This is a genomic window from Acinetobacter sp. Q186-3 (assembly GCF_013420655.1).
Classification (GTDB): Bacteria; Pseudomonadota; Gammaproteobacteria; order Pseudomonadales; family Moraxellaceae; genus Acinetobacter; species Acinetobacter indicus.
On record NZ_VOXS01000004.1, the window covers coordinates 106,389 to 132,784 of the forward strand.

At 44.2% G+C, this 26,396-nt stretch carries 21 protein-coding genes; 11 read left to right on the forward strand and 10 right to left on the reverse strand.

Going from position 1 to position 26,396, the window contains the following annotated elements; genetic code table 11:
* Positions 1 to 173: 173 nt before the first annotated feature.
* From FTT64_RS05140 to FTT64_RS05165, 6 genes are all read left to right on the forward strand, one after another.
* Complete coding sequence (locus tag FTT64_RS05140; protein ID WP_180182133.1) at positions 174 to 2,813, forward strand: bifunctional aconitate hydratase 2/2-methylisocitrate dehydratase; 2,640 nt, start codon at positions 174 to 176, stop codon at positions 2,811 to 2,813.
* A 435-nt stretch (positions 2,814 to 3,248) separates the two neighbouring features.
* Positions 3,249 to 4,376: a hypothetical protein gene (locus FTT64_RS05145; RefSeq protein ID WP_180182104.1), complete on the forward strand. Its 1,128-nt coding sequence runs from the start codon at positions 3,249 to 3,251 to the stop codon at positions 4,374 to 4,376.
* A 33-nt stretch (positions 4,377 to 4,409) separates the two neighbouring features.
* Complete coding sequence (locus FTT64_RS05150) at positions 4,410 to 4,613, forward strand: hypothetical protein (protein WP_104489642.1); 204 nt, start codon at positions 4,410 to 4,412, stop codon at positions 4,611 to 4,613.
* 82 nt (positions 4,614 to 4,695) lie between these two features.
* Positions 4,696 to 5,919, forward strand: a complete 1,224-nt coding sequence (gltS, locus tag FTT64_RS05155) for a sodium/glutamate symporter (protein ID WP_180182105.1) — start codon at positions 4,696 to 4,698, stop codon at positions 5,917 to 5,919.
* 586 nt (positions 5,920 to 6,505) lie between these two features.
* Complete coding sequence (locus tag FTT64_RS05160) at positions 6,506 to 8,728, forward strand: DUF6351 family protein (protein ID WP_104489194.1); 2,223 nt, start codon at positions 6,506 to 6,508, stop codon at positions 8,726 to 8,728.
* Between the two features lie 395 nt (positions 8,729 to 9,123).
* Positions 9,124 to 9,861, forward strand: coding sequence for a hypothetical protein (locus FTT64_RS05165; RefSeq protein WP_045795471.1), 738 nt, complete (start codon positions 9,124 to 9,126; stop codon positions 9,859 to 9,861).
* Here the strand turns inward: FTT64_RS05165 and thiM are convergent.
* The 3 genes from thiM to FTT64_RS05180 form a co-directional block, all read right to left on the reverse strand.
* The gene (gene thiM / locus FTT64_RS05170; protein ID WP_016659073.1) at positions 9,858 to 10,721 is read right to left on the reverse strand and encodes a hydroxyethylthiazole kinase; all 864 of its coding nucleotides are present in this window, start codon (positions 10,719 to 10,721) and stop codon (positions 9,858 to 9,860) included. The genes FTT64_RS05165 and thiM overlap by 4 nt on opposite strands.
* A gap of 11 nt (positions 10,722 to 10,732) precedes the next feature.
* Positions 10,733 to 11,899: a hypothetical protein gene (locus tag FTT64_RS05175; RefSeq protein WP_180182106.1), complete on the reverse strand. Its 1,167-nt coding sequence runs from the start codon at positions 11,897 to 11,899 to the stop codon at positions 10,733 to 10,735.
* A gap of 195 nt (positions 11,900 to 12,094) precedes the next feature.
* The gene (locus FTT64_RS05180; RefSeq protein WP_005178638.1) at positions 12,095 to 12,352 is read right to left on the reverse strand and encodes a hypothetical protein; all 258 of its coding nucleotides are present in this window, start codon (positions 12,350 to 12,352) and stop codon (positions 12,095 to 12,097) included.
* Positions 12,353 to 13,016: 664 nt separating this feature from the next.
* Between FTT64_RS05180 and pepN the strand changes: the two genes are divergently transcribed.
* Both pepN and FTT64_RS05190 read left to right on the forward strand, forming a co-directional pair.
* Complete coding sequence (gene pepN, locus FTT64_RS05185; RefSeq protein WP_180182107.1) at positions 13,017 to 15,623, forward strand: aminopeptidase N; 2,607 nt, start codon at positions 13,017 to 13,019, stop codon at positions 15,621 to 15,623.
* A 240-nt stretch (positions 15,624 to 15,863) separates the two neighbouring features.
* Positions 15,864 to 16,079 carry a hypothetical protein gene (locus FTT64_RS05190; RefSeq protein ID WP_005178631.1) on the forward strand — a complete coding sequence of 72 codons (216 nt, stop codon included), beginning with the start codon at positions 15,864 to 15,866 and terminating at the stop codon, positions 16,077 to 16,079.
* Positions 16,080 to 16,149: 70 nt separating this feature from the next.
* Here the strand turns inward: FTT64_RS05190 and FTT64_RS05195 are convergent, their stop codons facing one another.
* Both FTT64_RS05195 and FTT64_RS05200 read right to left on the reverse strand, forming a co-directional pair.
* Positions 16,150 to 16,596, reverse strand: a complete 447-nt coding sequence (locus FTT64_RS05195; protein WP_005178630.1) for a universal stress protein — start codon at positions 16,594 to 16,596, stop codon at positions 16,150 to 16,152.
* A gap of 106 nt (positions 16,597 to 16,702) precedes the next feature.
* Positions 16,703 to 17,146, reverse strand: a complete 444-nt coding sequence (locus FTT64_RS05200) for a universal stress protein (RefSeq protein ID WP_005178628.1) — start codon at positions 17,144 to 17,146, stop codon at positions 16,703 to 16,705.
* Positions 17,147 to 17,430: 284 nt separating this feature from the next.
* Here FTT64_RS05200 and FTT64_RS05205 point away from each other — a divergent pair, with 284 nt between their 5' ends.
* On the forward strand, positions 17,431 to 18,450 hold the full coding sequence (locus FTT64_RS05205; protein ID WP_005178627.1) for an alpha/beta hydrolase: 1,020 nt from the start codon (positions 17,431 to 17,433) through the stop codon (positions 18,448 to 18,450).
* 25 nt (positions 18,451 to 18,475) lie between these two features.
* Here the strand turns inward: FTT64_RS05205 and FTT64_RS05210 are convergent, their stop codons facing one another.
* The 4 genes from FTT64_RS05210 to FTT64_RS05225 form a co-directional block, all read right to left on the reverse strand.
* The gene (locus FTT64_RS05210) at positions 18,476 to 19,654 is read right to left on the reverse strand and encodes a benzoate/H(+) symporter BenE family transporter (protein WP_180182108.1); all 1,179 of its coding nucleotides are present in this window, start codon (positions 19,652 to 19,654) and stop codon (positions 18,476 to 18,478) included.
* Positions 19,655 to 19,762: 108 nt separating this feature from the next.
* Positions 19,763 to 20,416 (reverse strand): leucine efflux protein LeuE, encoded by a 654-nt coding sequence (gene leuE, locus FTT64_RS05215; RefSeq protein ID WP_104489198.1) that lies wholly within the window; start codon positions 20,414 to 20,416, stop codon positions 19,763 to 19,765.
* Between the two features lie 91 nt (positions 20,417 to 20,507).
* The gene (gene tal / locus FTT64_RS05220; RefSeq protein ID WP_005178624.1) at positions 20,508 to 21,491 is read right to left on the reverse strand and encodes a transaldolase; all 984 of its coding nucleotides are present in this window, start codon (positions 21,489 to 21,491) and stop codon (positions 20,508 to 20,510) included.
* 95 nt (positions 21,492 to 21,586) lie between these two features.
* Positions 21,587 to 22,477: a LysR family transcriptional regulator gene (locus tag FTT64_RS05225; RefSeq protein ID WP_180182109.1), complete on the reverse strand. Its 891-nt coding sequence runs from the start codon at positions 22,475 to 22,477 to the stop codon at positions 21,587 to 21,589.
* A 98-nt stretch (positions 22,478 to 22,575) separates the two neighbouring features.
* On the opposite strand from FTT64_RS05225, the gene aceI reads away from it, so the two are divergent.
* Positions 22,576 to 23,010, forward strand: coding sequence for a chlorhexidine efflux PACE transporter AceI (gene aceI, locus FTT64_RS05230; protein WP_104473026.1), 435 nt, complete (start codon positions 22,576 to 22,578; stop codon positions 23,008 to 23,010).
* Between the two features lie 104 nt (positions 23,011 to 23,114).
* On the opposite strand, the gene FTT64_RS05235 is transcribed toward aceI, so the two are convergent.
* Positions 23,115 to 24,626 carry an acetyl-CoA C-acetyltransferase gene (locus FTT64_RS05235; RefSeq protein WP_045795462.1) on the reverse strand — a complete coding sequence of 504 codons (1,512 nt, stop codon included), beginning with the start codon at positions 24,624 to 24,626 and terminating at the stop codon, positions 23,115 to 23,117.
* Between the two features lie 242 nt (positions 24,627 to 24,868).
* On the opposite strand from FTT64_RS05235, the gene FTT64_RS05240 reads away from it, so the two are divergent.
* A complete protein-coding gene (locus tag FTT64_RS05240; protein ID WP_171431786.1) occupies positions 24,869 to 26,260 on the forward strand; it encodes a 3-oxoacyl-ACP reductase in 1,392 nt (463 codons plus the stop codon).
* Positions 26,261 to 26,396 lie beyond the last annotated feature (136 nt).

The window sequence follows — 26,396 nt, forward strand, 5'->3', positions numbered from 1 at the left end:
TATAAACAATATGAACATCATTTAGTTATAAAATAATGAGCATCACAAAGAAACACCTTCCTTGCATTAACTTTTAACTGGAATTTTAGTAAAATTTTGCAGTCCATATTACTTGTGAAGCTTTGAACAAGCTGGAATTCACAGGTAATTTTTTAAAAAAGAGGAATAACACCGTGCTAGAAGCTTACCGCCAACACGTTGAAGAACGTGCCGCACTCGGAGTCCCACCGAAGCCACTTGATGATGCTCAAACCGCTGCATTAGTTGAATTATTAAAAAACCCGCCAGCTGGTGAAGAAGCTTTCTTGGTTGATTTGCTTGAAAACCGTGTTCCAGCGGGTGTAGACCAAGCTGCTTATGTAAAAGCTGCTTTCCTGTCTGCTGTTGCAAAAGGCGAAGCGACTTCTCCATTAGTTTCTAAAGAACGTGCGGTTTACTTACTAGGTACTATGCTTGGTGGTTATAACGTAGCGCCTTTAGTTGAGCTTCTGGAAAATGCTGAACTTGGTGGTTTAGCGGCTGACGCTCTGAAGAAAACCCTGCTTGTATTTGATGCATTCCACGACGTTGCTGAAAAAGCAAAAGCGGGCAATAACAATGCGAAAGCAGTACTTCAATCATGGGCTGAAGCTGAATGGTTCACTAGCCGTCCAGACGTTCCAGAAGAAATCAAACTGACTGTTTTCAAAGTAACAGGCGAAACGAATACTGACGACTTGTCACCTGCACAAGACGCGTGGAGCCGTCCAGACATTCCATTGCACGCAAATGCAATGCTGAAAAACGTTCGTGATGGTATCAACCCAGAAGTTCCTGGTGAAGTTGGTCCATTAAACCAAATTAAAGAACTGATCGCGAAAGGCAACCAGGTTGCTTACGTTGGTGACGTTGTTGGTACCGGTTCTTCTCGTAAATCTGCAACGAACTCTGTGCTTTGGTTCTTCGGTGACGAACTTCCACACATTCCAAACAAAAAAGATGGCGGTTACTGCTTAGGCGGTAAGATTGCTCCGATTTTCTTCAACACCATGGAAGATGCGGGTGCATTACCAGTTGAGATCGATGTTTCTAACATGAACATGGGTGATGAAATCACACTGAAAATCGATCACGCTGCTGCAAAAGTAACTGCGTTCAAAAACGGCGAACAAATTGCTGAATCTGAACTGAAAACTCCAGTGCTTCTAGACGAAGTACGTGCTGGTGGCCGTATTAACCTGATCATTGGTCGTGGTTTAACTGGTAAAGCACGTGAAGCTTTAGGTCTTGAGCCATCTTCTTTATTCCGTACTCCAGTACAACCTGCTGACTCTGGCAAAGGCTTCACTTTAGCGCAGAAGATGGTTGGTCGTGCATGTGGTCTTCCAGAAGGTCAAGGCGTTCGCCCGGGTACTTACTGCGAACCGAAGATGACTACTGTTGGTTCTCAAGATACAACTGGTCCTATGACTCGTGACGAGTTAAAAGACCTGGCTTGCTTGGGCTTCTCTGCTGACCTGGTAATGCAATCTTTCTGTCACACAGCTGCGTATCCAAAACCAGTTGACGTGCAAATGCAACACACACTGCCTGACTTCATCATGAACCGTGGTGGTGTATCTTTACGTCCAGGCGACGGTATTATCCACTCTTGGTTAAACCGTATGCTTCTTCCAGATACAGTAGGTACTGGTGGTGACTCGCATACTCGTTTCCCAATTGGTATTTCATTCCCGGCAGGTTCTGGTCTGGTAGCGTTCGCTGCTGCGACTGGTGTTATGCCACTGGATATGCCTGAATCTGTACTTGTGAAGTTCAAAGGTAAAATGCAGCCTGGTATCACTCTACGTGACCTGGTACACGCGATTCCTTACTACGCAATTAAAGAAGGTGACCTGACTGTAGAGAAGAAAGGTAAGAAAAACATCTTCTCTGGTCGTATCTTAGAGATCGACTTAACAGAAATGGAAACTGACTTAACTGTTGAGCAAGCATTCGAATTGTCTGATGCTTCTGCTGAACGTTCTGCAGCAGGCTGTGCGATCACGCTTTCTGAAGAGAAAGTTGCTGAATACCTACGTTCTAACATCACCATGCTGAAGTGGATGATTTCACAAGGTTATGGCGATGCTCGTACTATGGCGCGCCGTGTTGAGAACATGGAAAAATGGTTAGCGAACCCATCACTGCTGAAAGCTGATGCTGACGCTGAATACACTAAAGTGTATGAAATTGACCTTGCTGACATCAACGAACCTATCCTGTGCTGCCCGAACGATCCAGATGATGCGAAACTGCTTTCTGACGTTCAAGGCGACAAGATTGATGAAGTATTCATCGGTTCTTGTATGACGAACATCGGTCACTTCCGTGCAGCTGGTAAACTTCTAGATAAAGTTCCTGGTGGTTCTTTATCTACTCGTCTATGGTTGGCTCCTCCAACGCGTATGGACGAACACCAGTTAATGGAAGAAGGTTTCTTCAACATTTATGGTAAAGCTGGCGCGCGTACTGAAATGCCAGGTTGTTCATTATGTATGGGTAACCAAGCACGTGTTGCTCCGAACACGACTGTAGTGTCTACATCTACACGTAACTTCCCGAACCGTTTAGGTCAAGGCGCGAATGTATACTTGGCTTCTGCTGAGCTTGCATCTGTTGCTGCGGTTCTTGGTAAATTACCAACTCCAGAAGAGTATCAACAATACGCTTCTCAAATCGACAGCATGTCTGCTGACATTTACAAGTACTTGAACTTTGATCAAATGTCTGAATACACAGATGCTGCTGAAAATGTAGATACGAAGAAAATTGCTGCAGCTCAGTTGACTTAATGTCTGATTGATCAAAAAGTAGTTTAGAATAAGGGCTGATTTATCAGCCCTTATTTTTTTGAGTATTAATATGTCTATTGGTATATGGGAAGATTTGAATTTTAATTTCAATGAGTTTATATGTCTTCATAAAGGCTTTTTAAGAGCAGAAAATGGGAATTTTTTGCTATTTAGAGATGAAGAAGCTAGATTAAAATGGCTTTGTTGCACAAAGATTTCATAACTATATGATTTTAAAAGTTTTGATTATTTTTTTATCCAAAATTAAATTTATTTAAATCAGATGCTTACATATTTATGCAACAAAGCCGATTAAAATTAAAAGTAGAAGGGACGGTTGTTGATGATTCAAATCTGAAAGAAAAAACTGGATATATTGATAAAAATTAAAGCCTTATTGTATTCGAACATAAATTATTAAAACAAAAAATACTAATGTATGCTTTACCGATACAAAGGAGTCATTCTTTACTACCCTGTAATTCAAAGTATACAGATATATTTATAGTTGATGAAATTTGTTTTGAGGATAGTAATGAGTTAATAGGTGCTGAATATTTAATAGAATTTGTTGATAATTTAAAAATTAATCATATATTCCCTCATTCAATAGAATGGAAAGAAGAACATACAAGAACTTATGAAATAAATACACTAGATTGTAAATTGGTAAAAAAATTAATAGATCAGTCACATCATCCTCGCAATAGTATTAAATTTAAAATAGAAGAAGATGAGGTATCAATAATTAAAAATAATAATGGTAATAAGGGGGTAATATTTTATAAAAATAATGTAAGTTTGGAAAAGAGGGAAAAAATTAGAAAAGTTATTTCTTATATTTTAGGATGTCCATTGATTTATTTTGGATACACTTTTGTAAATAAATATTTTACACCTTCTTTTAGTTATTTAAAAAATATTAATACGAATGAGAGTAATTTATTAAATATTAATTTTCAACTACCAGCACCTCTTAGTTTAAATGCCGTAAATATTATAGAGTCTAATTTTTTTCAAAATTTGTTGAAAGAATTTTATTCTAAATATGAAGAATATGATCTTGATAGTATATTTTTTACTTATTGGGTAGCTGTAAACTCTAACTCAATAACTGCAGCTGTACACTACGGGGCTTTAATTGAAAAGTTACAAGCTATATATATGAAAATTAATAATGTTAGTTATAGTAAAATTATAGATAAATCTATCTTTAAAAAAATGCGAAAGCAATTAGAAGTACAGTTAGAAGATTTTGAACTGACTGACGAACAGAAGACAATTTTTTTAAATAAGATAGGAAATATGAATACTTATTCGCAGAAAGATAAGATGAATTTTTTTTGTAATGATATTTCAATACCGCTATCAGAATTTGAAAAATTAGCTTGGCAACAACGAAATGATGCAGCACATGGTAATGAAGTTAGCGATGTTAACCAAGCTTGGAAAAATACTCTCATATTAAGAGAATTATTTAATAAGTTTTTTTTGAAGATGCTAACATCCTCCTCATATTACTTATCTTATATAGAAGGAAGCCCAATAATCAAAAGTCTTTAAATAGAAAATTATTCAAGAGTTTTAATAGATAAAATGACCTCACAATCCCGCTTCCTCTGCATCGGTGGTTTCCTCAACGGAACTCAAGTCAAAGACCAAGGCGACAGTTTTGTCTGCGTCGAAAATGGTAAACAGGTGAATTACCATAAAAAGGAAATCTTCCATCAAGATGCTTGGGATCATGATTATTATGTTTGTGAAAGGGCTTTGTTGCACAAAGATTTCATAACTATATGATTTTAGAAGTTTTGATTATTTTTTGATCCAAAATTAAATTTATTTAAATCAGATGCTTACATATTTATGCAACAAAGCCGTTATGAATTATGAAATCGATGCCTTTGGCACCTTGGTGATTGCAGTATTTTTTCTTTTTATTGGGCGGTATCTTGTTAGTAAAATTGGCTTCTTTAGAAACTATAACTTACCTGAACCTGTAATCGGCGGTCTAATCGCAGCGATTACAGCTTTTATTCTCTATAAATTTTTTAATATCAGTGCCACATTTGACTCAGAAATTCAAACCATTCTGATGCTGATGTTCTTTACCTCTGTTGGTTTAAGTGCAGACTTTACCAAGCTCAAAGAAGGTGGGAAATCACTGCTGATCTTTCTGGTCTGTGTCATTCTATTTGTAGTTGTACAAAATGCGGTTGGCATGAGTTTAGCCACAGCACTTGGGCTTGATTCATTGATTGGTCTGATTGTCGGTTCTGTTACCTTAACGGGTGGACATGGTACTGCCGGTGCTTGGGGTGAAGTGCTTGAAACTCAATATGGAATACAGGGGGCGATTGTCCTCGGAATGGCAAGTGCTACTTTTGGTTTGATTATTGGTGGGCTTGTGGGTGGTCCGGTTGCCAAATTCTTGATTAAACGAAATCAGTTGGCAGAGACAGTAGCGCAAGAGACCAATGAACAACAACTCGATACTAGCATCAACACCGCACCCTTCGAATATCCAAAGAAAACCCGGTTGATTACAGCCAGTAATGCAGTGTCGACTTTGGGGATGTTTGCGCTATGTATTTTTGTTGCGAATGAAATGACAGAGATCAGTCAGGGAAGATGGTTTGAACTGCCGACCTTTGTCTGGGCTTTAGGTACAGGAGTAATTGTACGTAACTTTCTGGAGCATGTACTGAAAGTCGATATTTTCGACCGTGCCATTGATGTATTTGGCAACGCGTCATTGTCCCTGTATTTATCTATGGCTTTACTGTCACTGCAACTCTGGTTGCTGGCCGATTTGGCAGGCCCGCTCATTACCATTTTGTTTGCGCAGACAGCGGTACTGATTTTATTTACCGCAATTGTGACCTTTAGAATCATGGGAAAAAATTACGATGCAGCCGTATTGGTAGCAGGGCATTGTGGTTTTGGTATGGGAGCAACCCCGACTGCGATTGCCAATATTCAGGCGGTCACCAATAGCTATGGTCCATCACATAAAGCCTTTTTAATCGTACCGCTGTGTGGTGCATTTTTTATTGATATTGTGAATGCTGTGGTGATTCAGAGTATCATTGCATTTTTCGGTTAAATTTTAATACGACTTCAAAATCATATAGACATTAAAAAGCCCCATGGTTAGGGGCTAGTCGTATGCACATCTGAGGCACATACTGTAAGAGGCTCATCTCATACTGAGCGTATTAAAGCACACTCTTTTACTTCAACCTACGAAAGTTTTTCTGATCTGCTGGTTATAAATGAAAGGTCATAGCCAAAAGTGGGGGGGAGAAAGTTTTATTGCTCAAAAATAAGCATTTTTTATCTGGAACTTGGATGTTTTGAATTTCTCATTTCATCGTTAAATGGTTACAAAAATTTTCCAATAAGACGGAAAATATTACACGGGAATAAAAGAATTTAATCATTTACCAAGTTAATTAAAGTAAAAGTTATATAACTATTCATCTTTTTAGTCATGCAAAATAGCTTGAAATTAAATCAGATATTCAGAAGCAGAATTTGGTTTTTATCCCTGATTTTGGTGATTTTTTAAAACAGCCCATAAAACAATAAATAACAATAATGACAATAGTTGTTGTCAAATTATCTTTATGCTCATGAATGAAGTTATACATATAAAAACTTCAGAAAAATAATAATTTATGGATGAGCGTATGAAAGGAAAACTGGTATTCAATAGCCTCAATATTGCGGTGTGTAGTGTCATATTGTATGGCTGTGGTGGCGGAGGTGGAGATTCTTCCGGTTCAGGAACATCTTCAAAAGTAGAACGGGAAATGGTGGAGGTGTTATCCACCCGGCCAGATTTAATTACAGACTCGGATGTATTGCTGAAACTGGATCTGCCCGATGATATTCAAACTACGGCGTTGAAAGTGTCCCTGAATGGACAAAATATTAGTGATGCATTTGCCAATGAGCAGCGCCAAGCCTTAGTTGAAGGACTTAAACTGGGCGATAATCAACTCAAAGTTGAAGCAGGGCGTTATTATCAGAATTTAAGCCTGATCAATCATCCTTCGAGTGGACCATTACTGTCTGGCCCGCAGTTAAAGCCCTGGACCTGTACTAATGCGTCGACCGATCAGTTCTGTCAAAAGGCTGTGCAATATAACTATTACTATAAAGATCGCTTGGGACTCATTAAAAGTTATGACCCGGCACAACCGCCGGCCAGTCAGAATATTGCCACCACCACTACCGATGAAGGACTAACGGTGCCATTTATTGTGCGTGAGGAAGTGGGCTATCAGAACCGCGATGAATACCGTTTTGCGGTGTTGTATGATCCGAACCAGCCGTGGACCGCCTTAAAGCCACAAGCGCAATTTAACCATAAACTGGTGGTCACGCATGGCCAAAGCTGTGGTAATGATTACCAGTCTGCCTCTGCGCCAACGGTCATTGCCACCTCAAGTTCCATTTTGCCTGATGTCACCATTTTGGCTTTAGGCCGCGGCTTTGGGGTGATGTCGACTGCACTGTCTCATAGCGGTCATAACTGTAATCTGGCGATTCAGGCAGAATCGCTGATTATGGCCAAAGAGCGTTTTATTGAGCAGTATGGCACCTTGCGCTATACCATCGGGCAGGGCTGTTCAGGTGGTGCGCTGGCAGCACAATGGGTGGCCAATGCCTATCCGGGAATTTATCAGGGGATTTTACCCACTTGCTCATTCCCTGATGCTTGGAGTACCGCTTCACAGTTCGCCGATTATCACCTGATGATTAATTATTTCCAGACTCCAGAAGGCCGTTTAAGCTTCTTGCCGCATCAGATTGCGCATGTTCAGGGACATATTTCTGAAATTAATGGCTATGTCAGTGAGCTGGCCCAGTTTGATGTGGCGCGGCCAAATACCATCTGCAAGGGAATTTCATCGGCGCAGTTATATCATGCCACCAATAATCCTCAAGGCATTCGTTGCTCGATTCAGGATGCTGCAATTAATTTGCTGGCCCCACGTCCAACGGAGCTGTGGACCGAAACTGAAAAACGGATTGGTCGCGGTTTTGCCGGCCTGCCGATGGATAATGTCGGGGTACAATATGGCCTAGACAGCTTGATGAAAAATATCATCACCCCAGAACAGTTTGTACAGTTAAACGAAAAAATAGGCGGTGTGGATATTGATATTCAGGCGGTGCCTGAACGTCTAGAAGCCAATTATACGGCGCTGAACAATGCCTATCGCAGTGGCTTAATTAATGTTGGGAACAACCTGAATAAAGTGGCGATTATTGACTGTCGAGGTCCGGACCCGGCGTTGTTCCATGATTCCTATCGTGCCTTTGCCATTCGGGCGCGACTGGAAAAAGCGCATGGCAATTATAATAACCATGTGATTTATGGCGGTGATCTGGTCATGATTGCCGATGCCAAATGTCTGGAAATCAGCTTTAATGATATGGACCGCTGGTTAAGCAATGTCGAAAAAGACTTAAGTGATTTGCCTATTGCCACCAAACTGACCCAAAACAAACCGGCAGATGTAAAAGATGCCTGTATTACTGCCGGCATCATTAACCGCGAGAATCTGTGCAGCACGCTCAGATTACCGGTATATGGCACACCGCGTATGGTGGCCGGGGACAGCCTGACCACCTATGCCAACAAGTGTCAGCTGAAACCTTTAAATGTGTCGGATTATGGCAATACGGTCCGCTTTAGCAATGAACAGCTCCAGCGATTGCATCGGGTTTTCCCGCAAGGCGTGTGTGACTATAGCCAAGCCCCAGTTGGCTTTGCTGACACCATTGGCTGGATGAGTTATCAGGATCGGCAGGGCAGCGTAGTTTATGGAGGACAACCTTTGCCTGCGGTCAGTTCATCGGCTGCACGCGGCTGGGCATCTAAAGCTTTCCAGTTGTTTTAATTCTTCACACATTTTTTGTTTCACAAAAACCAGTGATTTTTCACTGGTTTTTTTATGATTCATTTTGATTTTTAGTTGAAAATTCATGTGATATAACGGCGGTTATTTCGCCGGTGTGTAGATGGCAGGCAGATAACCTTTGGTCGAATTAAAATGTTAACCAGATCTCATTAATTCGCTGAATTATCAGGTTTTTTAGCGAGAAAGCCCAGATAAGCGTTGTAAAATCATTAGATTAAATTTACTCACAATTATCTTGATTAATATGAATTATTTCATATAATTACAATGATTTATCACAAAATGGACAAATCCAGGAAAATAGTGATAACTGATTCCGGGTTGTGACACTAAAATGAGTCTGAAAAATTAAAACAATCATAGGGTGAAGGATTATGGATATCACTGAGACGGTGTTTGACTTCAAAGCCTTATCCACACAACAACAAGATTATTTTTTTGAAAAAATTGCCGAGTTTGATCAGCAGGTGTTTACGTTAACCTGTGAAAAGGAGCTAAAGAAATATCTGTATGACCCGCAGGCAATTTCGGTCACTATTATTCAATATCATCATCGTGGCAAACTGGTCGGGCAGACTATTATTCCACTGTTGGCCTTAACCCTGTTACATCAGCCAATTCTGGTGGTCAACTCACGCGCCAGTTTTTTAAAAAGCTATCGCCATCAATACAACCATAAAATCATCAACAGTGCGCTCAAAGCCATGCTGAACCAGCGCTTTAAATATCCTTTAACGCCCATGTGGTTTATTGCCACCATCAACCAGCCGAAGCTTTATGCACATTTTGTATCACGTGTTCGGGGCTTTTATCCACGCAGTGATATCCGGATGCCGGAGGATTATTTAAGCGTGTTGCAGGTGATGGCCAGCCGGCAACACGACATCCAGAAGCGTGATGAAGATATTTATGTGCATCAGACCTGTGTGCCGCTGCGCAGTGAAGAAGAACTGCAACAGTTAAGAGTGCATGCCAATCCGCATTGCGATTTTTTTCTGCAACACGCACCGGACTATTTTGATGGCATCGGCCTGATGTGTATTTGCCGTTTAGACAGTAAAACCCTGACCGAAACGGCACTCAACTTTGCTTTGGACCGGAAGGTGTCTTAAGGCGCCAGAAATTTTAAATCGGCATGTTCACGGATGGTGTCCGCATCCAGACTGAAAATTGCATCTATAAACGCCACATTAAAACTGCCAACCTGTGAACTTTGCGCGTGGGCCAGTTTTCCGGCAATGGCAAAATGGACATGCGCGGCAATGGTGGCAATGGTCACCGGACTGACCGCGGCATACGCCGCAATTAAAGCGCCTAGGGCACAGCCGGTTGCGGTGACTTTGGGCTGTAATTCCGAGCCACCATTCACCTGCACCACCTGTTCCAGCTGTCTGGACAGAATAAAATCGGATTCACCGGAAATGGCAATACATTCGGCATGCGCCAAGAGGCTTTTGGCCTGTGCATATACCGCGGTGCTGTCCAGGGTCGAATCAACACCTTTGGATTCTACCTGTGCGCCGGCCAAGCCGCCAATTTCCGACGCATTGCCGCGAATCACACTCGGTTGAAAGGCCAATAGCGCATCAACCATATCTGAGCGCCATTTTAAGACGGGCCCATAACCGACCGGGTCCAGCACCCACGGTTTGGCAAGACGCTGGGCCGTTTCTGCCGAAATCTGCATGGCCTGCATCTGTTCGCTGGTCGGTGTGCCCAAATTAATACTTAAGGCGCTGCAAATACTGCTAAAGCTTTCTGCTTCAAAAGGATTATCAATCATGGCCGGTGATGCACCGGCAGCCAGCAGAATATTGGCGGTGTAATTGGTGGCGACACTGTTGGTGATACATTGCACCAATGGTTGCCGGGTTTTAAGCAGGCTCCAGGCTTCAATAATTTTTTCAATCATTGCCGCGGTTTCATCGGGCAGGCTGCTGTCAAGAGTGGAAAGCTGTTCTGGATAATTCATCAGTTACCCCTTTATTGGGTAAAGTAGTGGTCTTGCTGTTTACAGCGACGGCAGAACAAGGACACATAATGCTGGGCATCATAATCGACATCCAGTTCATCCGAGCCGCAGTGCATACAGCGTTTTAAGGCATAAAATTTTAAGCGCGGTTCAATCTTTTCCCAGATTTTCCAGATCGGTTGTACAAAGATCATTTCATCATAATTGAGAAAACGGAAAAATAGAATTTCCACCATTTTGCTCATCGGTAGTTGTGGTGGATGTGGCAGCGTGGTGGTCATCCATTTTTCTTGCAGGCCACGTTCACGGTACTGTTCTACGGTTTTTTTCAGCAGATTGGTATTAATGAATTTTTCATTGCGCGGCTGTAATAATTTCTGGCCATGCAGATAATCCAGCGCGGTTTGTACCAGATAAAAAATCTGACCCGCTGCCAGGCTGTCCAGCAGGCGAAAACACAGGCTTTTAAAACTGTTATTGCCAGAAATTTGCACCTGCCAGATGCGGCAATAAAACTGCATGAACTGCACCACTTTTTCATACATCAGTTCATAGATGGCATCTTTGACTTCATCTGAACTGTGAAAGGGCACGCCCTGACTCAAATTCTGGTAAAACCATTGTCGAAGCTGATGGGTAATACTGAACAGGCTCGGCTCCGAATAACCGTCCAGCCGCACATTCACATAATACTGGCCGGCTTCATCGGCAAATTCCTTGGCCACCAGAATCTGCTGGTCAAGCAGCTGTTTGATCAGCTGTTTCTGATATAAATAGTTGGGTGAAAAAGGCTGGAATTTAATTCGCTCCCAGTAAATATATTCATCATGCTGGGTATTTTCATGTACCTGATCGTCCAGCATCGACAATAAAAACAGTTTCTGGATAAAGCTTAACTGATTCAGCTTGTGCTCAACCATGTCTTTATCTTTGCCTTTATTTTTGAGCTTGCGGTTTTCCTGTACCAGCGCTTCTTTAATCAGCTGTTTGCGTTTTTTTTCACAGGCCGGGCAATGACAACTGTGCAAATTGCCCGGATACACTTTATGTTCGCAGTAACTGCACTCGTGATAGCTCAGCTCCTGATCGTACTGTTCGGCTTCCACCCAATACATGGCAGCGCGGCACAGCGGACACGAGGTGCTTTCATCTAACTGTTTTTGCAGAATCTGGAGCATATTCAGGTGCAGTCATCATTTTAGAAATAGGATGTCTGGATTATACATGGCTGGGCCGCATTGGTTTGCTCAAAAAAACATAAAGCAGAAAACTTGGACACTATGCTGAATTTAAACGCCCTGACTTGAACAGCTCTTTTTCATAAAAAATACGGCAGGACGCCGTATTTTAAATGGAAGTTAGAGGAGAGAAGATTATACCGGACACGGTAGCGAATCATCCTCCTCACCAAGTTGCTTGGCCTGAATCAGCGCCTGTACTTTTTTGCTTGGGATTTTCTTGCTGCCCAGGGCATCATAGGTATTCAAAATAGAGGTAACTTCATTGGTCTGCATGGGAATGCCTTCACAGCTCATAAAGAGGGCAATCACTTTATGGTCGATGTTGGCCTGATCGAGAGTTTGCAGGGTTTTAATATTTTCTACACGGACGATATGCTCTTTTAAATACATCTCACACCTCTTCTCGTTTTTTCATCATTGTTATCATGCGCTCGGCGCCTTTAAATACAAGCAAGAAGCGTGCACAAAATGTAGCCGATTTGAAAATAATGTAATGACCTACGCTGAAATGGCGATCCATCCAACTGAAAGCGTCATTTAGCCGATAACTGTTTGACTCTAGAAGCGAAATTGAAAAGCTAAATTTGAATAAATCTCCCTTCGCAAATGCTGGCGAATTGTCACCGGATTTATCTTGACGAAGTCTAAATAAGCCTCTGTTTAGACTTGGGAAATTATCCGGTTTTATCTCGCAGTATATTTTTAGCTGCACAGATCACAGGTCTTTGATTACAGAATGTAGTCAAGTGGCAGCTTTATGTAGGAACTTGTATCTCAATAGCGCAGAATTTCAGGTCAGATGGGCAGAACAGCACCAGCATGGCGCAACACCAGTGCGAGAAGATTTTAGCGGGCAGATTAAGCTGTTGGATTCGCTGCATAATTCAGCATCTCTGTATTTTTAAACAGATTTAGTTGAATGATGAATTGAAAAGTTGTGGCCGGATGCCCATATTAGAACAGACGCGCATTCAGCAGACAGACTGAAAAAGTTGGCGTATGATCAAGACATCATCCGCATAATGCCCCGGCGTATAAACAATTAGGACATGATATGAATATCGCAGCAAATCCAGTGGTTGAAGCAGACCAAACTATTTATTTAAAAGATTATCAAAAACCTGCATTTCTGGTGGATTCAATTAATCTGGATATTCAGGTGTATGCAGACCACACCATCGTCAATGCTATTTTGGAGATGCAGCGCCAGACCGAAGGTGATCTGGTGCTGCTGGGCCGTGACCTTGAGCTGAAATCTATTCATCTGAACAGTCAGCAACTGACCGAAAATGACTATCAGCTTGATGCTGAACAGCTGGTAATTCAGAATGCGCCAGATCGTGCACGTATTGAAACCCAGGTGGTGATTCATCCGGAAAGCAACACCATGCTGGAAGGTCTGTATCAGGCTGGTGATCTGTTTGTGACCCAGAATGAGCCGGAAGGTTTCCGTAAAATTACCTTCTATCCGGACCGTCCGGATGTGTTGTCGGTATTTACTACCCGGGTGGAAGCCGATAAAAAATATCCGGTGCTGCTGGCCAATGGTAACCTGATTGAAAAAGGCGAGGTCGATGCCCAGCGTCATTATGCGATCTGGCAGGACCCGACCAAAAAGCCAAGTTATCTGTTTGCCTGTGTGGTCGGCGATTTAGCGGTGCTGAAAGACAGCTATGTGACTTCTGAAGGCCGTAATGTGGCACTGGAAATTTATGCGGTAGAAAAAGATATTCCTAAATGTCACATCGCCATGGAAGCGTTAAAACATTCCATGCGCTGGGATGAAGAACATTATGGTCTGCCGTATGACCTCGACAACTATATGATTGTGGCGGTTAGCCAGTTCAATATGGGCGCGATGGAAAACAAGGGCCTGAACATCTTTAACACCTCTTGCGTGCTGGCCGATGAAGAATACACCACCGATGCGGCAATTATGCGGGTTCAGTCGGTCATCGCACACGAATATTTCCATAACTGGACCGGTAACCGGATTACCTGTCGTGACTGGTTCCAGCTGTGTCTAAAAGAAGGCTTGACCGTTTTCCGTGACCAGTCGTTTTCAGAAGATTTACAATCGGCCGCAGTACAACGGATTGATGATGTCGCTGTATTAAAAGCGCATCAGTTCCCGGAAGATTCTGGCCCATTGTCGCATCCGCCACGTCCAGATCATTTTGTTGAAATTAATAACTTTTATACCGCCACGGTGTATGAAAAAGGGGCGGAAATTAACCGCATGATGTCGACCTTGCTCGGCAAGGAAAAATTCCGCGCGGGTACCGATGAGTATTTCCGCCGTCATGATGGTCAGGCGGTGACGGTCGAAGACTGGGTTGCGGCACTGACTGCCGGTTCAGGCGTTGATTTATCGGCATTTTTAACTTGGTATAACCAGCCGGGTACTCCAAAACTGCAGGCACATGGCGAGTATGATGCTTCGACTCAAACCTATCGTTTAAGCTTTAAACAGAGCCTGAAAGCGCATCCGAAATATCCAGACCTGAAAGCCGTGCCAATTCCGGTGGCTTTGGCGCTGTTTAATGCTGAAACCGGCGAGCAATATGCGCTGCAATCTGAGGCCCTGTTTGAAAATGGCGTAAAAGATGGCGTGTATCTGTTTGATCAGGATGAGGCAACCATCGAATTTAGCGGCATTAATGCCAAACCGGTGGTGTCGCTGTTACGTAATTTCTCGGCGCCGGTAAATCTGGAATTTGATGCCAGTGATGCCGAGTTGGCCTTCCTGATGCAGTATGAAACCAACGGCTTTAACCAGTGGCAGGCGACCCAGACCTTGCTGGAGCGCATTTTGCTAAATGGTCATGCGGTAGAAAGTTATCTTCAGGCCATGAAAAACACGGTGCCGGCACTGGTCAATCAGGACCCGTTACTGGCCTCACGAATTTTTGATGTACCAAGTGAAGGTTATTTGGGCAGCCGGATTGATCAGCACTATAGTCCGGTGGACATTCAGGAAAAACGTGAAGCCTTGTTAAATACGCTGGCGCGTGAATTGGGTGCTTTCTGTAAGGAAACTTACTTAAGTCTGGACCCGGACCTGCAAAAAGAGTTTTCACAGGCCATGGGCGTGCGTGCGCTGAAGAATATTATGCTCAGTCTGATGGCACGTCAGGGCGATACCGAAGCCTTTGATCTGGCGCATCAGCAGTATCAGAATACTGGCAATATGTCAGAACGTTTAGGCGCGCTACGTGTACTGGTCTGGAATGATGCACCGCAAGCCGAATCCTGCCTGCAGGATTTCTATGACCGCTTTAAAGATGAAGCGCTGTCTTTAGACCAGTGGTTTACTGTACAGGCCTCCCATCCAAATGCAACGGCTGAAACCATTCATACCTTAACCCAGCATCCGGACTATGATCTGGGTACGCCAAACCGCATTCGTTCGGTCAGTGGTGGTCTGAATATGAATCCGGTAAATACCTGGAGTTTTGGGGTGCAGCATTATATTCATCTGGCCAAATACCTCGATGAAAAGAACCCGATTTTAGGTTCACGTTTGCTGCAGGTGCTGTCACGCTGGTATACGCTGGATGAACCACAGCGCAGTCAGGTACAGGTGGCCCTGGAAAACTTGAAGCCCTTGGTGAAATCGAAAAACGTGGTTGAAACTTTAAACAGTATGCTGAATGTCTAAACCGGTGCAGCTTTCGCTCGAAAAAATAGAATAATGAAGATTTATTTTATTTTCTCGGTATTTAGCTGTAACTTTATGTGAACTTTCCCGCATATTCGCGGGGAGTATGCTAAATTAAGGCTGAAACGTGTTTAGATAATTTAAATAAAAAAGCTCATCATTGTGGTGGGCTTTTTTATTTTTAGCCTGGAAAGGTTCAGGTGAAAAAGCCGGGTTCTGGCGTGAACAAGAGGTTGAGTGATGCTGGTTAAAATTGAAGATGGTTTTTACTTGAATTCACGACATATTATTGCGTTAAGAGTGAACAGAATATTGAATGAAGAGCGTTTTATGGTGTCTATTGAATATACACCACACTCGATGCAGGACAAGGGGCTGTATCAGCGCATCTTTCCGAATAAAATTGAAGCAGAACTGTTTTTACAGGCATTGCATCAGGAAATTTCCAAACCCTGACCGCTGTTCAGCAGATTTAAAAAAAACTCCTCACGTTGAGGAGTTTTTTTATGGCAGCTTTAGATTTACTTTAGACTTTTACAATTAGCACCGGAATAGGCGATTGGGTCAGCACGTTTTGCGCTACGCTACCCAGCATCATTTTCTTGAAACCGGTCCGGCCATGTGAGCCCATAATAATCAGATCGGCACCGACTTCATCGGCAATCTGCATAATGCCATCTGAGGGTGAAACGCCGTGCGCCAGTTTCTGATCGACCTGCACGCCTTCACGCTGGAAAGAATCAAGAATTTCCTGCAAGCGCAGTTTGGCATTTTTTTCGGCCTGCATGAAATAGTCGGTAATGGCCGGAGCAACTTTATAAAAATCGACGCCGACAAATGGGTCAACCGCAATCACGCTCATTACCGTGACCTGGCAGCCTAAATCTTTGGCCAGACTTAAAGCCTGTTCTACAGCAGCATAAGAAATCGGGGATTCATCCACTGGAACAAGAATATGTTTATAGCTGGTCATGACAGTTTTCCTTATTTTTACATATGAATATCGCGGGCTTTATTGAAACTGACAGTGAATGAAAGTACATCAAAAGCATTCAGGATTCTGAACTGTAGTAGGGCAATTAGGCCTTAATGACCAGCACCGGCAATTCAGAACTGCGCAGTACATCCTGAGCAAAACTACCGAGCAGGAATTTCTGGAAGCCTTTACGACCGTGTGAACCCATCACAATCAGGTCAACGCCCATTTCTTGTGCAGCTTCAACCACATGCTTGGCCGATACTTCACCTTCCACAATTTTAGTACTTACAGTAACGCCTGCAGCTTCGGCAATTTGCTGGCCTTCTTTCAGGGCTTTTTGTGCATTACCGTGTGCCTGCACAAAGTATTCTTTCATGATGGCAGATGAATAATAGAAATCGGCATCAGTGAACGGGTCTTCCGCCACCAGACTCACCAGACTCAGCTGACTGTTAAAGGCACGGGCAATTTCAGCTGCATGTTGCACCGCAGAATAGGAAATTTGAGAACCATCGACCGGAACGAGAATATGCTGATACGCCATGGAGAAACTCCTTATTGATATAATGAACTTAATGTTTAGCTATACTCTATAGATAGCACATCACCGGGGGGCATTCAATTTATTCCGGTGTTCTGTCTGCAAAAAAGATACAGATTTTCAATCACAATACCACTTAAGTAGGTCTTTGATTTAACAAATAATTCTGACTGGAATACTCTACATTGTCAGATCGCATTGTCGTGAAAAACCGGGTTCCATCTGCGCGGCGGCTGCTTTATAGTGAAGAAAAATAAAACAGCTGTATAAACAGGAAGATGGGTGAAATGAAGTATCTGATGTTAAGTCTGTGCATGAGCTTGCTGCTGGTGCTGAGTGGCTGCCAAAGCACAGCCGGTAATAGCCGTATTATTGCTGGCGCATTTAATCTGACCACCCAATTGCAACAGAAACTGATGGATCGGGATGCACCGCAGCAGGTGCGGGTGCTGGAAAATATCCAGTATCAGCAAGATCCGGATTTAAGCCTGGATGTCTATTTGCCAGCACAGACACCTGATGATACCGGATTACGCCCGGCCGTGGTCTGGATTCATGGCGGTGGCTGGATTTCCGGTTCCAAAGCCCATGCGCGCGGTTATTTTAAACGGCTGGCAGATGCCGGTTATCCGGTGTTTTCACTGCAATATCAACTGGCGCCAGCGGCGACTTATCCCACCCAGTTACACCAGATTAATCAGGCACTGGCCTATATTCAGGAACATGGCGCGCTGTTTGGTGTTGATGCCGAGCAACTATTTCTGGCTGGAGATTCTGCCGGTGCCAATCTGGCCAGCCATTATGCAGCCTTGTTGAGTAATCCGGAATTTGCCGCGCATTCGGAATTTGTGCCGGTTCTGGCCTTAACACAGCTGAAAGGGGTGATTTTGCACTGCGGGATTTATGATTTACCGTATTTTATTAAAACCGCGCCGGATGAAATCAAAATTGTCGAGTGGGGCATTTATAACATGGTGCAGGCCTATACCGGCGACCGCAAACAGGATGCGGAATTTCTGCAGCAGATTTCACCGATTCAGCATATTACTCCCGCGTTTCCACCGGTATTTTTAAGTGGCGGCAATAAGGATTTTCTGACTGATACTCAATCTTTACCGCTGTTAGAGGTGTTAAAGCAGCAGCAGGTGCCAGTAAAAGCAGTATTTTATCCCGACTCTAAACGCTGGCTGATTCATGAATATCAGTTCTTAATGCATCTGCCCGAAAGCCAGCAGACTTTTGAGCAGACCCTGTCATTTCTGGCCGATTATAGTAAAGCGGATCAGACAGATAGATCCGCGCCCTAAAATCTGCTGGTCATCATGTTAGTCTTTAGGATTTGGCTTTCCAGGGAAATTTCATCACCAGTAACACCACCACACCGCAAACCAGTCCCCAGAAGGCCGAGCCAATGCCCCAGAACTGGATGCCTGAAGCGCTTAGTAAAAAGGTCATTAATGCGGCTTCCCGGTCATCGGCCTCTTTAAAGGCAATAAAGGCGCTATGGCCAATGGTGCCAAACAGGGCGATACCGGCCAATGCAGTAATCAGCACTGCCGGAAAAGACATCAGCAGGCTGGTTAAGGTGGCGGCAAACAAGCCCATCAGGATATAAAACAGGCCACAGCTCATGCCGGCAATATAGCGTTTTGATGGGTCCGGATGCACCTGATGATCCAGACTAACGGCGGCACTAATCGCTGCAATATTCACGCTATAACAGCCAAAAGGCGATAACACGGCCTGCGCGGTACCGGTCCAGCCGAGCAACTGATTAACATGCGGCTGATAGCCATAGCTTTTAATAATGGCGATGCCGGGTAAATATTGCGAGGCCAGATTAATCACCAGCAAAGGTAAAGCCAGACCTAAAATAGCGGGCAGGCTAAATTCCGGACTGATCCACACCGGTTGCGCCAATGACCAGCTCACCACAGGAAAATGGAAATCCAGTACCAGCGGGCACAGCAGCATCGCGGCAATTACGGTCAGCACAATGCTATAGCGTGGCCAGAAGCGTTTTGACAGTACATAGGCTGCTAGTAAAGACAGGATAAATGCCCATTCATGCTGAATGCTGGCGAACAAGGCAATGCCGAATTTTAGCAGTACGCCGGCCAGCATGGCGCTGGTCAGGCTTTGTGGAATATAACGAAACAGACGTTCAAAAATACCGAAAAAGCCCAACAGTGCAGTCAGCACGCCACACACCAGAAAAGCCCCAATAGCCTGATTCAGACTATAACCACTGCCCGTGGCAATAATCAGGGCCAGCCCGGCGGTTGACCAGGACGTCGACACCGGATATTTGAATTTCCATGAGAGCAGCAAGCCCGACAGGCCAATGCCCAGACCCAAAGCCCAGAACCAGGAGGTAATCTGTTCGGCTGTGGCCCCTAAAGTTTGCGCCGCCTGAATCACCAGTACGGCAGAAACACTAATACCAATTAAAAAAGTGATAAATCCAGCAAAAACAGCCGGAATAGAAAAATCATGTATAAGCTTTTGCATAATCCGTTGCACAATAAAAATGGGAGAGAAAGCCGATAAATCATACGCCTTTCAATGGCCATCTAAAAGCTCAAATCTTTATCAGAAGTTAAAAATTTTGCTTGATTTTTATAGGGTCGAGCTGGCCAGTTTTAAGCCAAAACCACAAAACAGCAGGCCAACTGCGGCCACACCGGTCGCGGTAAGGCGGTAATTCCGGTTGAAATAGGTTGCCAGTTTCATTCCGGAAAAAATCAGAATTGACAGATAACTCATGCTGATGATTTGCAGAATAATGGCCAGCAGGGTAAAGGTCAGCGCCGGATAAGGATAGGCCGGATCAACAAATTGCACAAAAAAAGACAGATAAAACAGAATCGCTTTCGGATTTAAAATACTAATGGTTAATGCGGTGCGAAAAGGATGAACCTGTTCTGGCGTACTGCTGCTATTCTTGGTTTGAGTCGAGCGGCTTTTCTCGGGCTGCCAGGTGCGATAGGCGGCAATCATCAGACGTATGCCCAAATAACTTAAATACAGCGCGCCAATCATTTTCAGCGCTATAAACAGCCATGGAAAACTGTGTAGCACGGAGGCTGCGCCAAAGGCGGTACACAGGATTAAAATCAGGTCACCGGTATAAACGCCTAAAGCGCCCAGATAGCCGGCTTTAATGCCAAAGCGTGAGGCAATTGACATCACATATAAAGAGTTGGGGCCGGGCAGGATCACAATTAAAATGGTTCCAATAATGAACGTCATTACGTCAGTGATACCAAACACAGGAAATCCAGAGAACTAAAAAGGCCGATGCAGCATTATATAGCAACATCGGCCTCGAATACGCGCACAGCGGCGCGGCTAAACAGAAAAATTAAGCTTTAATTTCGGCATCAATACCAAAGCCTTGGCGCAATAACTGGCTTAACTGTTCACGCGCTTTAATAAAGCCATCAATACCGCTTTGCAGTAACTGGAAGGCCATTAAGTCATGTTCCAGCTGCTGTTTAAATTTCTCTTTTGTGATCGGCTCCAGCTCGCCTTGAGCTTCAATCGTGTCACTTGAGAGTTGTGCTGTGACTTCACGCTCATCCTGTTCCAGTTCGGCCAGCAGGTTGGGTGAAACGGTTAACAGGTCACAACCGGCCAGCGCCAAGACCTGATCAATACTGCGGAAGCTGGCACCCATGATTTCAGTCTTCACCGCATGCTGTTTGTAGAACTGGTAAATCTTTTTCACGGACAGCACACCCGGATCTTTTTCAATTGGGTAGTACATGACATTTTCGGCTTTTTTGTACCAGTCCAGAATACGCCCGACAAAAGGGGAAATCAGCGTGACGTTGGCATCAGCGCAGGCATGTGCTTGATGCAGACCGAACAGTAAGGTTAAATTGGTATGAATGCCTTCTGCTTCCAGCTGTTTTGCCGCCTGAATGCCTTCCCAAGTTGAAGCAATTTTAATCAGGATACGTTTCTGATCAATACCATATTCTTTATACAGCGCCAGCAGTTCTTTGGCTTTGGCAATGGTCGCATCTGTATCATAAGACAGTGAGGCATCTACCTCAGTCGATACACGGCCATCAATCAGTTTAAGAATTTCTACCCCGAACTTGACGGTTAAAATATCAATGGTGCGTTCAATCAGTTCGTCTTGCTGATAACCTTCTGCTTTGGCCTGATCAAAGGCTTCGGTTAAAAGCGGTTTACTGTCGGCCTGTTCAGCCGCCGCGGTAATTAAAGACGGGTTGGTTGTTGCATCTAAAGGACGAAACTTTTCAATGGCAGTTAAGTCACTGCTGTCGGCCACAATAGTTGTTAAGCGTTTTAATTGGTTTAAGGCGTTCTGTGTCATTGAATCCGCTTCTCTAGTTGTTCGGTTATTGCTTATGCAATTATTTATAACACAAACTGGATTTAACCCAAGTGAAAAGCGTTACAGATCAGTGTCTAATTTGTGCTTTTTCGTTGATTGCGCAAGTGATTAATCAAAAAACGAGCAGCCAGCCCCAGTTTGCTTTCACGGCTCCAGACCAGATCGACAAAATATTCAAACTTGGGCGAGAAATCCAGAAAGTCCAAAACCTGTAGTTGCTGCTTTAAGTTCGGGTTTTCATTCAGCATTTGCAGCGGCAACACACCCCAGCCCAGACCCTGTAAAATTAACGAGCAGGCAGTATGATGATTATCAGTGCGCCAGTACTGTTTGGAAAATAACAGTTCCGGCTGAGTACGACGGTCACGGCTGGCCACCACAATTTGCCGGCTGTGCAAAATAGCTTCAAAGCTGACCGGTGCCTGTTGAGCCAAGGCAAAATCTCGGGCCGCCACCGGCACCAAGGCTTCGCGTTTCAGTTCTACAAACTGCTCGCCACTGTCGAGCTGTTCACGTTCAAACATCACTGCCAGTTGCGCCGACTGTTCGACCAGCATGTGCATGGCATCTTCCTGTGGCGCTGAAAATATATTGATCTGTAGCGTTGGAAATTCCTGCTGCAGCAGGGCAATGTACTGGGTCCAGTCGCTATGAATCAGCTCGGAAACCACCACAATATTCAGTTCTGATTCCAGCCCTTCACTTAACGCTGCGGCATGCTGTTTCCACTGGTTCATTTCAACCAGCAGTTGCTCGGTCTTTTCATACAGGGTTAATGCCTGTGCGGTCGGCACCGGTTCACGCCCGATGCGTTGAAATAGATTCAAGTTCAGGTCAATTTCCAGATTGGCAATTGACATACTTACTGCAGATGGCACTTTTCCCAGTTGCCGCGCCGCTGCGGAAAAAGAACCGCATTCAATCACGGTTTTAAAGATGATCAGCTGTTCCTGGTTCACATTCATGGGCAGCAACCTGTCAATAATATTGAAAGATTCTAACTCGATTTGTCGATAATTTAAAAATAAGATGGCAGCAATTGATGAAATAGATACGGTTTAACATGTTGCTGTCGAAAAGAAGATTAATTCATGCCTTGAGTTATGAACTGATTTTACTGGTGATTATTGCCCTAGCTTTAAGCCTGATTTTCAAGATGCCGCTGGAAGTGACCGGTAGCCTGGGTGTGGCCATGGCAGTAACCTCGGTCTTGTGGAATATGCTGTTTAATCATTTTTTTGAAAAATTTGAAGCACGCAGACAGCTCAAGCGAACGGTGAAAGTACGGATTTTACATGCCATTGGTTTTGAAGGGGGCTTAATGTTAGCCACCATTCCAATGGTGGCCTATGCTATGCAGATGAGTCTGCCCGAGGCCTTTTTGCTGGATTTAAGCCTGACCTTATGTATTTTGGTCTATACCTTTATCTTCCAGTGGGGTTATGACGCGATTGAGGTACGTTTGGGCTATGCACCGGCCTATCGTGAGTCTGTTTAAAATATGTCTGATGAATTTAAGAGCAGACAATAAAAAGGTAATAAAACGTCCATAAAAAAAGCCACTGCACCAGGCAGTGGCTTTTTCAGTGAAGGCAGGGGAAATTACTTCTCGACAATCGCTGTTACACCTTGACCGCCTGCAGCACAGATTGAAATCAGCACACGACCTGAACCTTTTTCATTCAGCAGTTTGGCAGCAGTCGCCAGAATACGTCCGCCGGTTGCAGCAAATGGGTGACCAGCAGCCAGAGAAGAACCTTTTACGTTCAGCTTGTTACGATCAATTGAACCCAATGGTGCTTCTAGACCTAAGCGATCTTTGCAGAATTTTGGATCTTCCCAGGCTTTTAAGGTCGACAGCACTTGTGAAGCAAAAGCTTCGTGAATTTCATAGTAGTCAAAGTCTTGTAGAGTCAGACCGGCACGTTCCAGCATCCGTGGTACGGCATAGGCTGGCGCCATAAGCAGGCCTTCTTTCTTCTCGACAAAATCAACTGCAGCCGTTTCCTGGAAGGTTAAGTAAGCCAGTACGTCATGACCATTGGCTTTGGCCCATTCTTCAGAAGCAAGCAGAACACAAGATGCACCATCGGTCAGTGGGGTTGAGTTGCCTGCGGTCATGGTACGCGCATCACCTTTACCAAAGGCTGGTTTCAGTTTAGCCAGTTTCTCTACTGAAGAATCCGGGCGCAAGTTGTTGTCACGCTCTAAACCTAAGAATGGTGTGATCAGGTCATCAAAGAAACCTGCTTCATAGGCGGCTGCCATTTTCTGGTGTGAAGATGCAGCAAGTTCATCCTGCGCTTCACGCGAGATGCCCCATTCCAGCGCAGTAATCGCCTGATGGTCACCCATTGACAGACCGGTACGTGGTTCACCATTTTTCGGTGCATCCATCAGGTCTTTGATATTGATTTTGGTCAGCGCTTTTAAGCGGTCTTTACCGGTTTTGGCAATATTCAGCTCCAGCAGGGCTTTACGTAAACCGTCACCAAAAGCAATCGGGGCATCGGAAGTGGTATCGACACCACCAGCAATACCGACTTCAATTTGGCCCAGAGCAATTTTATTGGCCACTAAAAAAGCTGCCTGCAAACCGGTTCCACACGCTTGCTGAATATCGTAAGCAGGTGTTTCAGGAGCCAATTCAGTGTTCAGTACACACTCACGAGTCATGTTAAAATCACGGCTGTGTTTGAGTACGGCACCGGCAACGACTTCACCGAGGCGTTGGCCTTCTAAACGATAACGTTCTACCAGACCATTTAAAGCGGCGGTGAACATATCGATGTTTGAGGCAGTGAAGTAAGCGCCATTTGAACGTGCAAATGGAATGCGGTTACCACCGATAATCGCAACGCGACGGACAGTGTTTTGGCTCATGGTATTATCCTGTTGACCAGATGTTTCAGTTGTAGTTTCAGAAGGAGGAGGGGTTGTACTTTTTTTACGGGTAGATGCCGCACGGGTGCGTGCAGGTTTAGCCGCAGGGTTTGCTGACGAATTTGCCGTGCCAGAACTTTTGGTTGTACGCGTTGTACTTTTTGATGTATTTGACACAGTTTCTGTAGCAGAATTTTCGACCGCCGGATTTTCTTGAGTTGTTTTGCTCATAAGGCTTTTCCAAGCATGTTGATGATCTTCTTAGGGGTTACATTAGCATAATCTAGAATAGCCTGAATTGACTACAATGACATTGCAGAATGCTTTCAGGTCAAGTCATCTGTATATGATCTCAAGTATTATTCATAACAAACTGATCGATCTATTGAAATACAAAGTATCTGACATCATATTGAAGCTAAAGGATAACTTTAGATTAATCACAAATTCATTTTGTCTGAGAGATAATAATCATGACTGACCAATACCAAGCTTTTGCAAAATCTCCAATTGGTAAATTTGTCATTAAAAATTTAGGCCTGCCATCCCCAACTTTCCTTGAGCGTTTTGACAGCGCGACGCCTGTGGTCAAGGGTGCAGTTTTGTTGGGCGCAGCGCCGGAAAGCACATTATCAGGTGCAATTGCCCAGGTTCTGGCCAATATCCATGCCAACAGCTATGCCGGCAATAATGCAGAATTACAGCAGGCTGCTGCACAAGCCGGTTTAAACCTGTGTGCTTTTAACGCGGGCGATAAAGAATCTAAATTTAAAGCGGTGGTCTTTGATGCCTCAGGCATTCAGAACTCTGAACAGTTAAATGCGCTCTATAACTTCTTTAATCCGGTGGCGCGCCAGATTCAGGCCTCTGGCCGTGTAGTGGTCATTGGCACCACGCCAGAAACCGCCAAAACGGTAAAACATGCAATTGCACAGCGTGCGCTGGAAGGCTTTGTTAAATCGGTCGGGAAGGAGTTTAAAAAAGGCATTGCCGCCAATCTGATTTATGTTGATGACGGCGCTGAAGCAAACCTGGAATCGAGCTTACGTTTTGCCTTGTCACCGCGTTCGGCTTATGTATCGGGTCAGGTGATTCGTGTTTCTAAAGCAGATACAGTCGATGTGGATTGGGCTAAACCACTGGCAGGTAAAACCGCGGTTGTGACTGGTGCCAGCCGTGGTATTGGTGAAGCGATTGCGCATGTATTGGCACGTGATGGCGCGCATGTGATTTGTCTGGACGTACCACAGCAACAAGCTGACTTGGACCGTGTTTCCTCTGAAATTGGGGGTTCAACCTTGGCAATTGATATTACCGCCGCTGATGCGGGCGAGCAGATTAAAGCGGCAGCTGCTGCACAGGGCGGTCTGGATATTATCGTGCACAATGCCGGTATTACCCGTGACAAGACACTGGCCAATATGAAGCCTGAACTGTGGGATCTGGTGATTAACATTAACCTGGCTGCTATTGAACGCGTGAACGACTATCTGCTGGAAAATGACGGTCTGAATGCCAATGGCCGTATCATCTGCGTATCCTCGATTTCAGGGATTGCCGGTAACCTGGGCCAAACCAACTATGCAGCATCAAAAGCAGGCGTGATTGGAGTGGTGAAATATACGGCACCGGTGCTGAAAAATGGTGTGACTATTAACGCTGTGGCTCCGGGCTTTATTGAAACCCAAATGACTGCGGCCATTCCGTTTGCCATTCGTGAAGCGGGCCGCCGTATGAACTCGATGAGTCAGGGCGGTTTACCGGTTGATGTCGCAGAAACCATTGCCTTCTTTGCCTCAACTGCATCTACCGGTTTAAATGGTAACGTGGTGCGTGTTTGTGGTCAGAGTCTGTTAGGGGCTTAATATATCCCTCACTCGGAATCCCCCCTAAAATCCCTCTTTAATAAAGGGGGACTTCTCCTCCCTTTTTGAAGGGAGGTCGGGAGGGATTTGAGGGAATTAAAATAGAAAACCCAATTCTTATTAAAGAAAGGGTGAT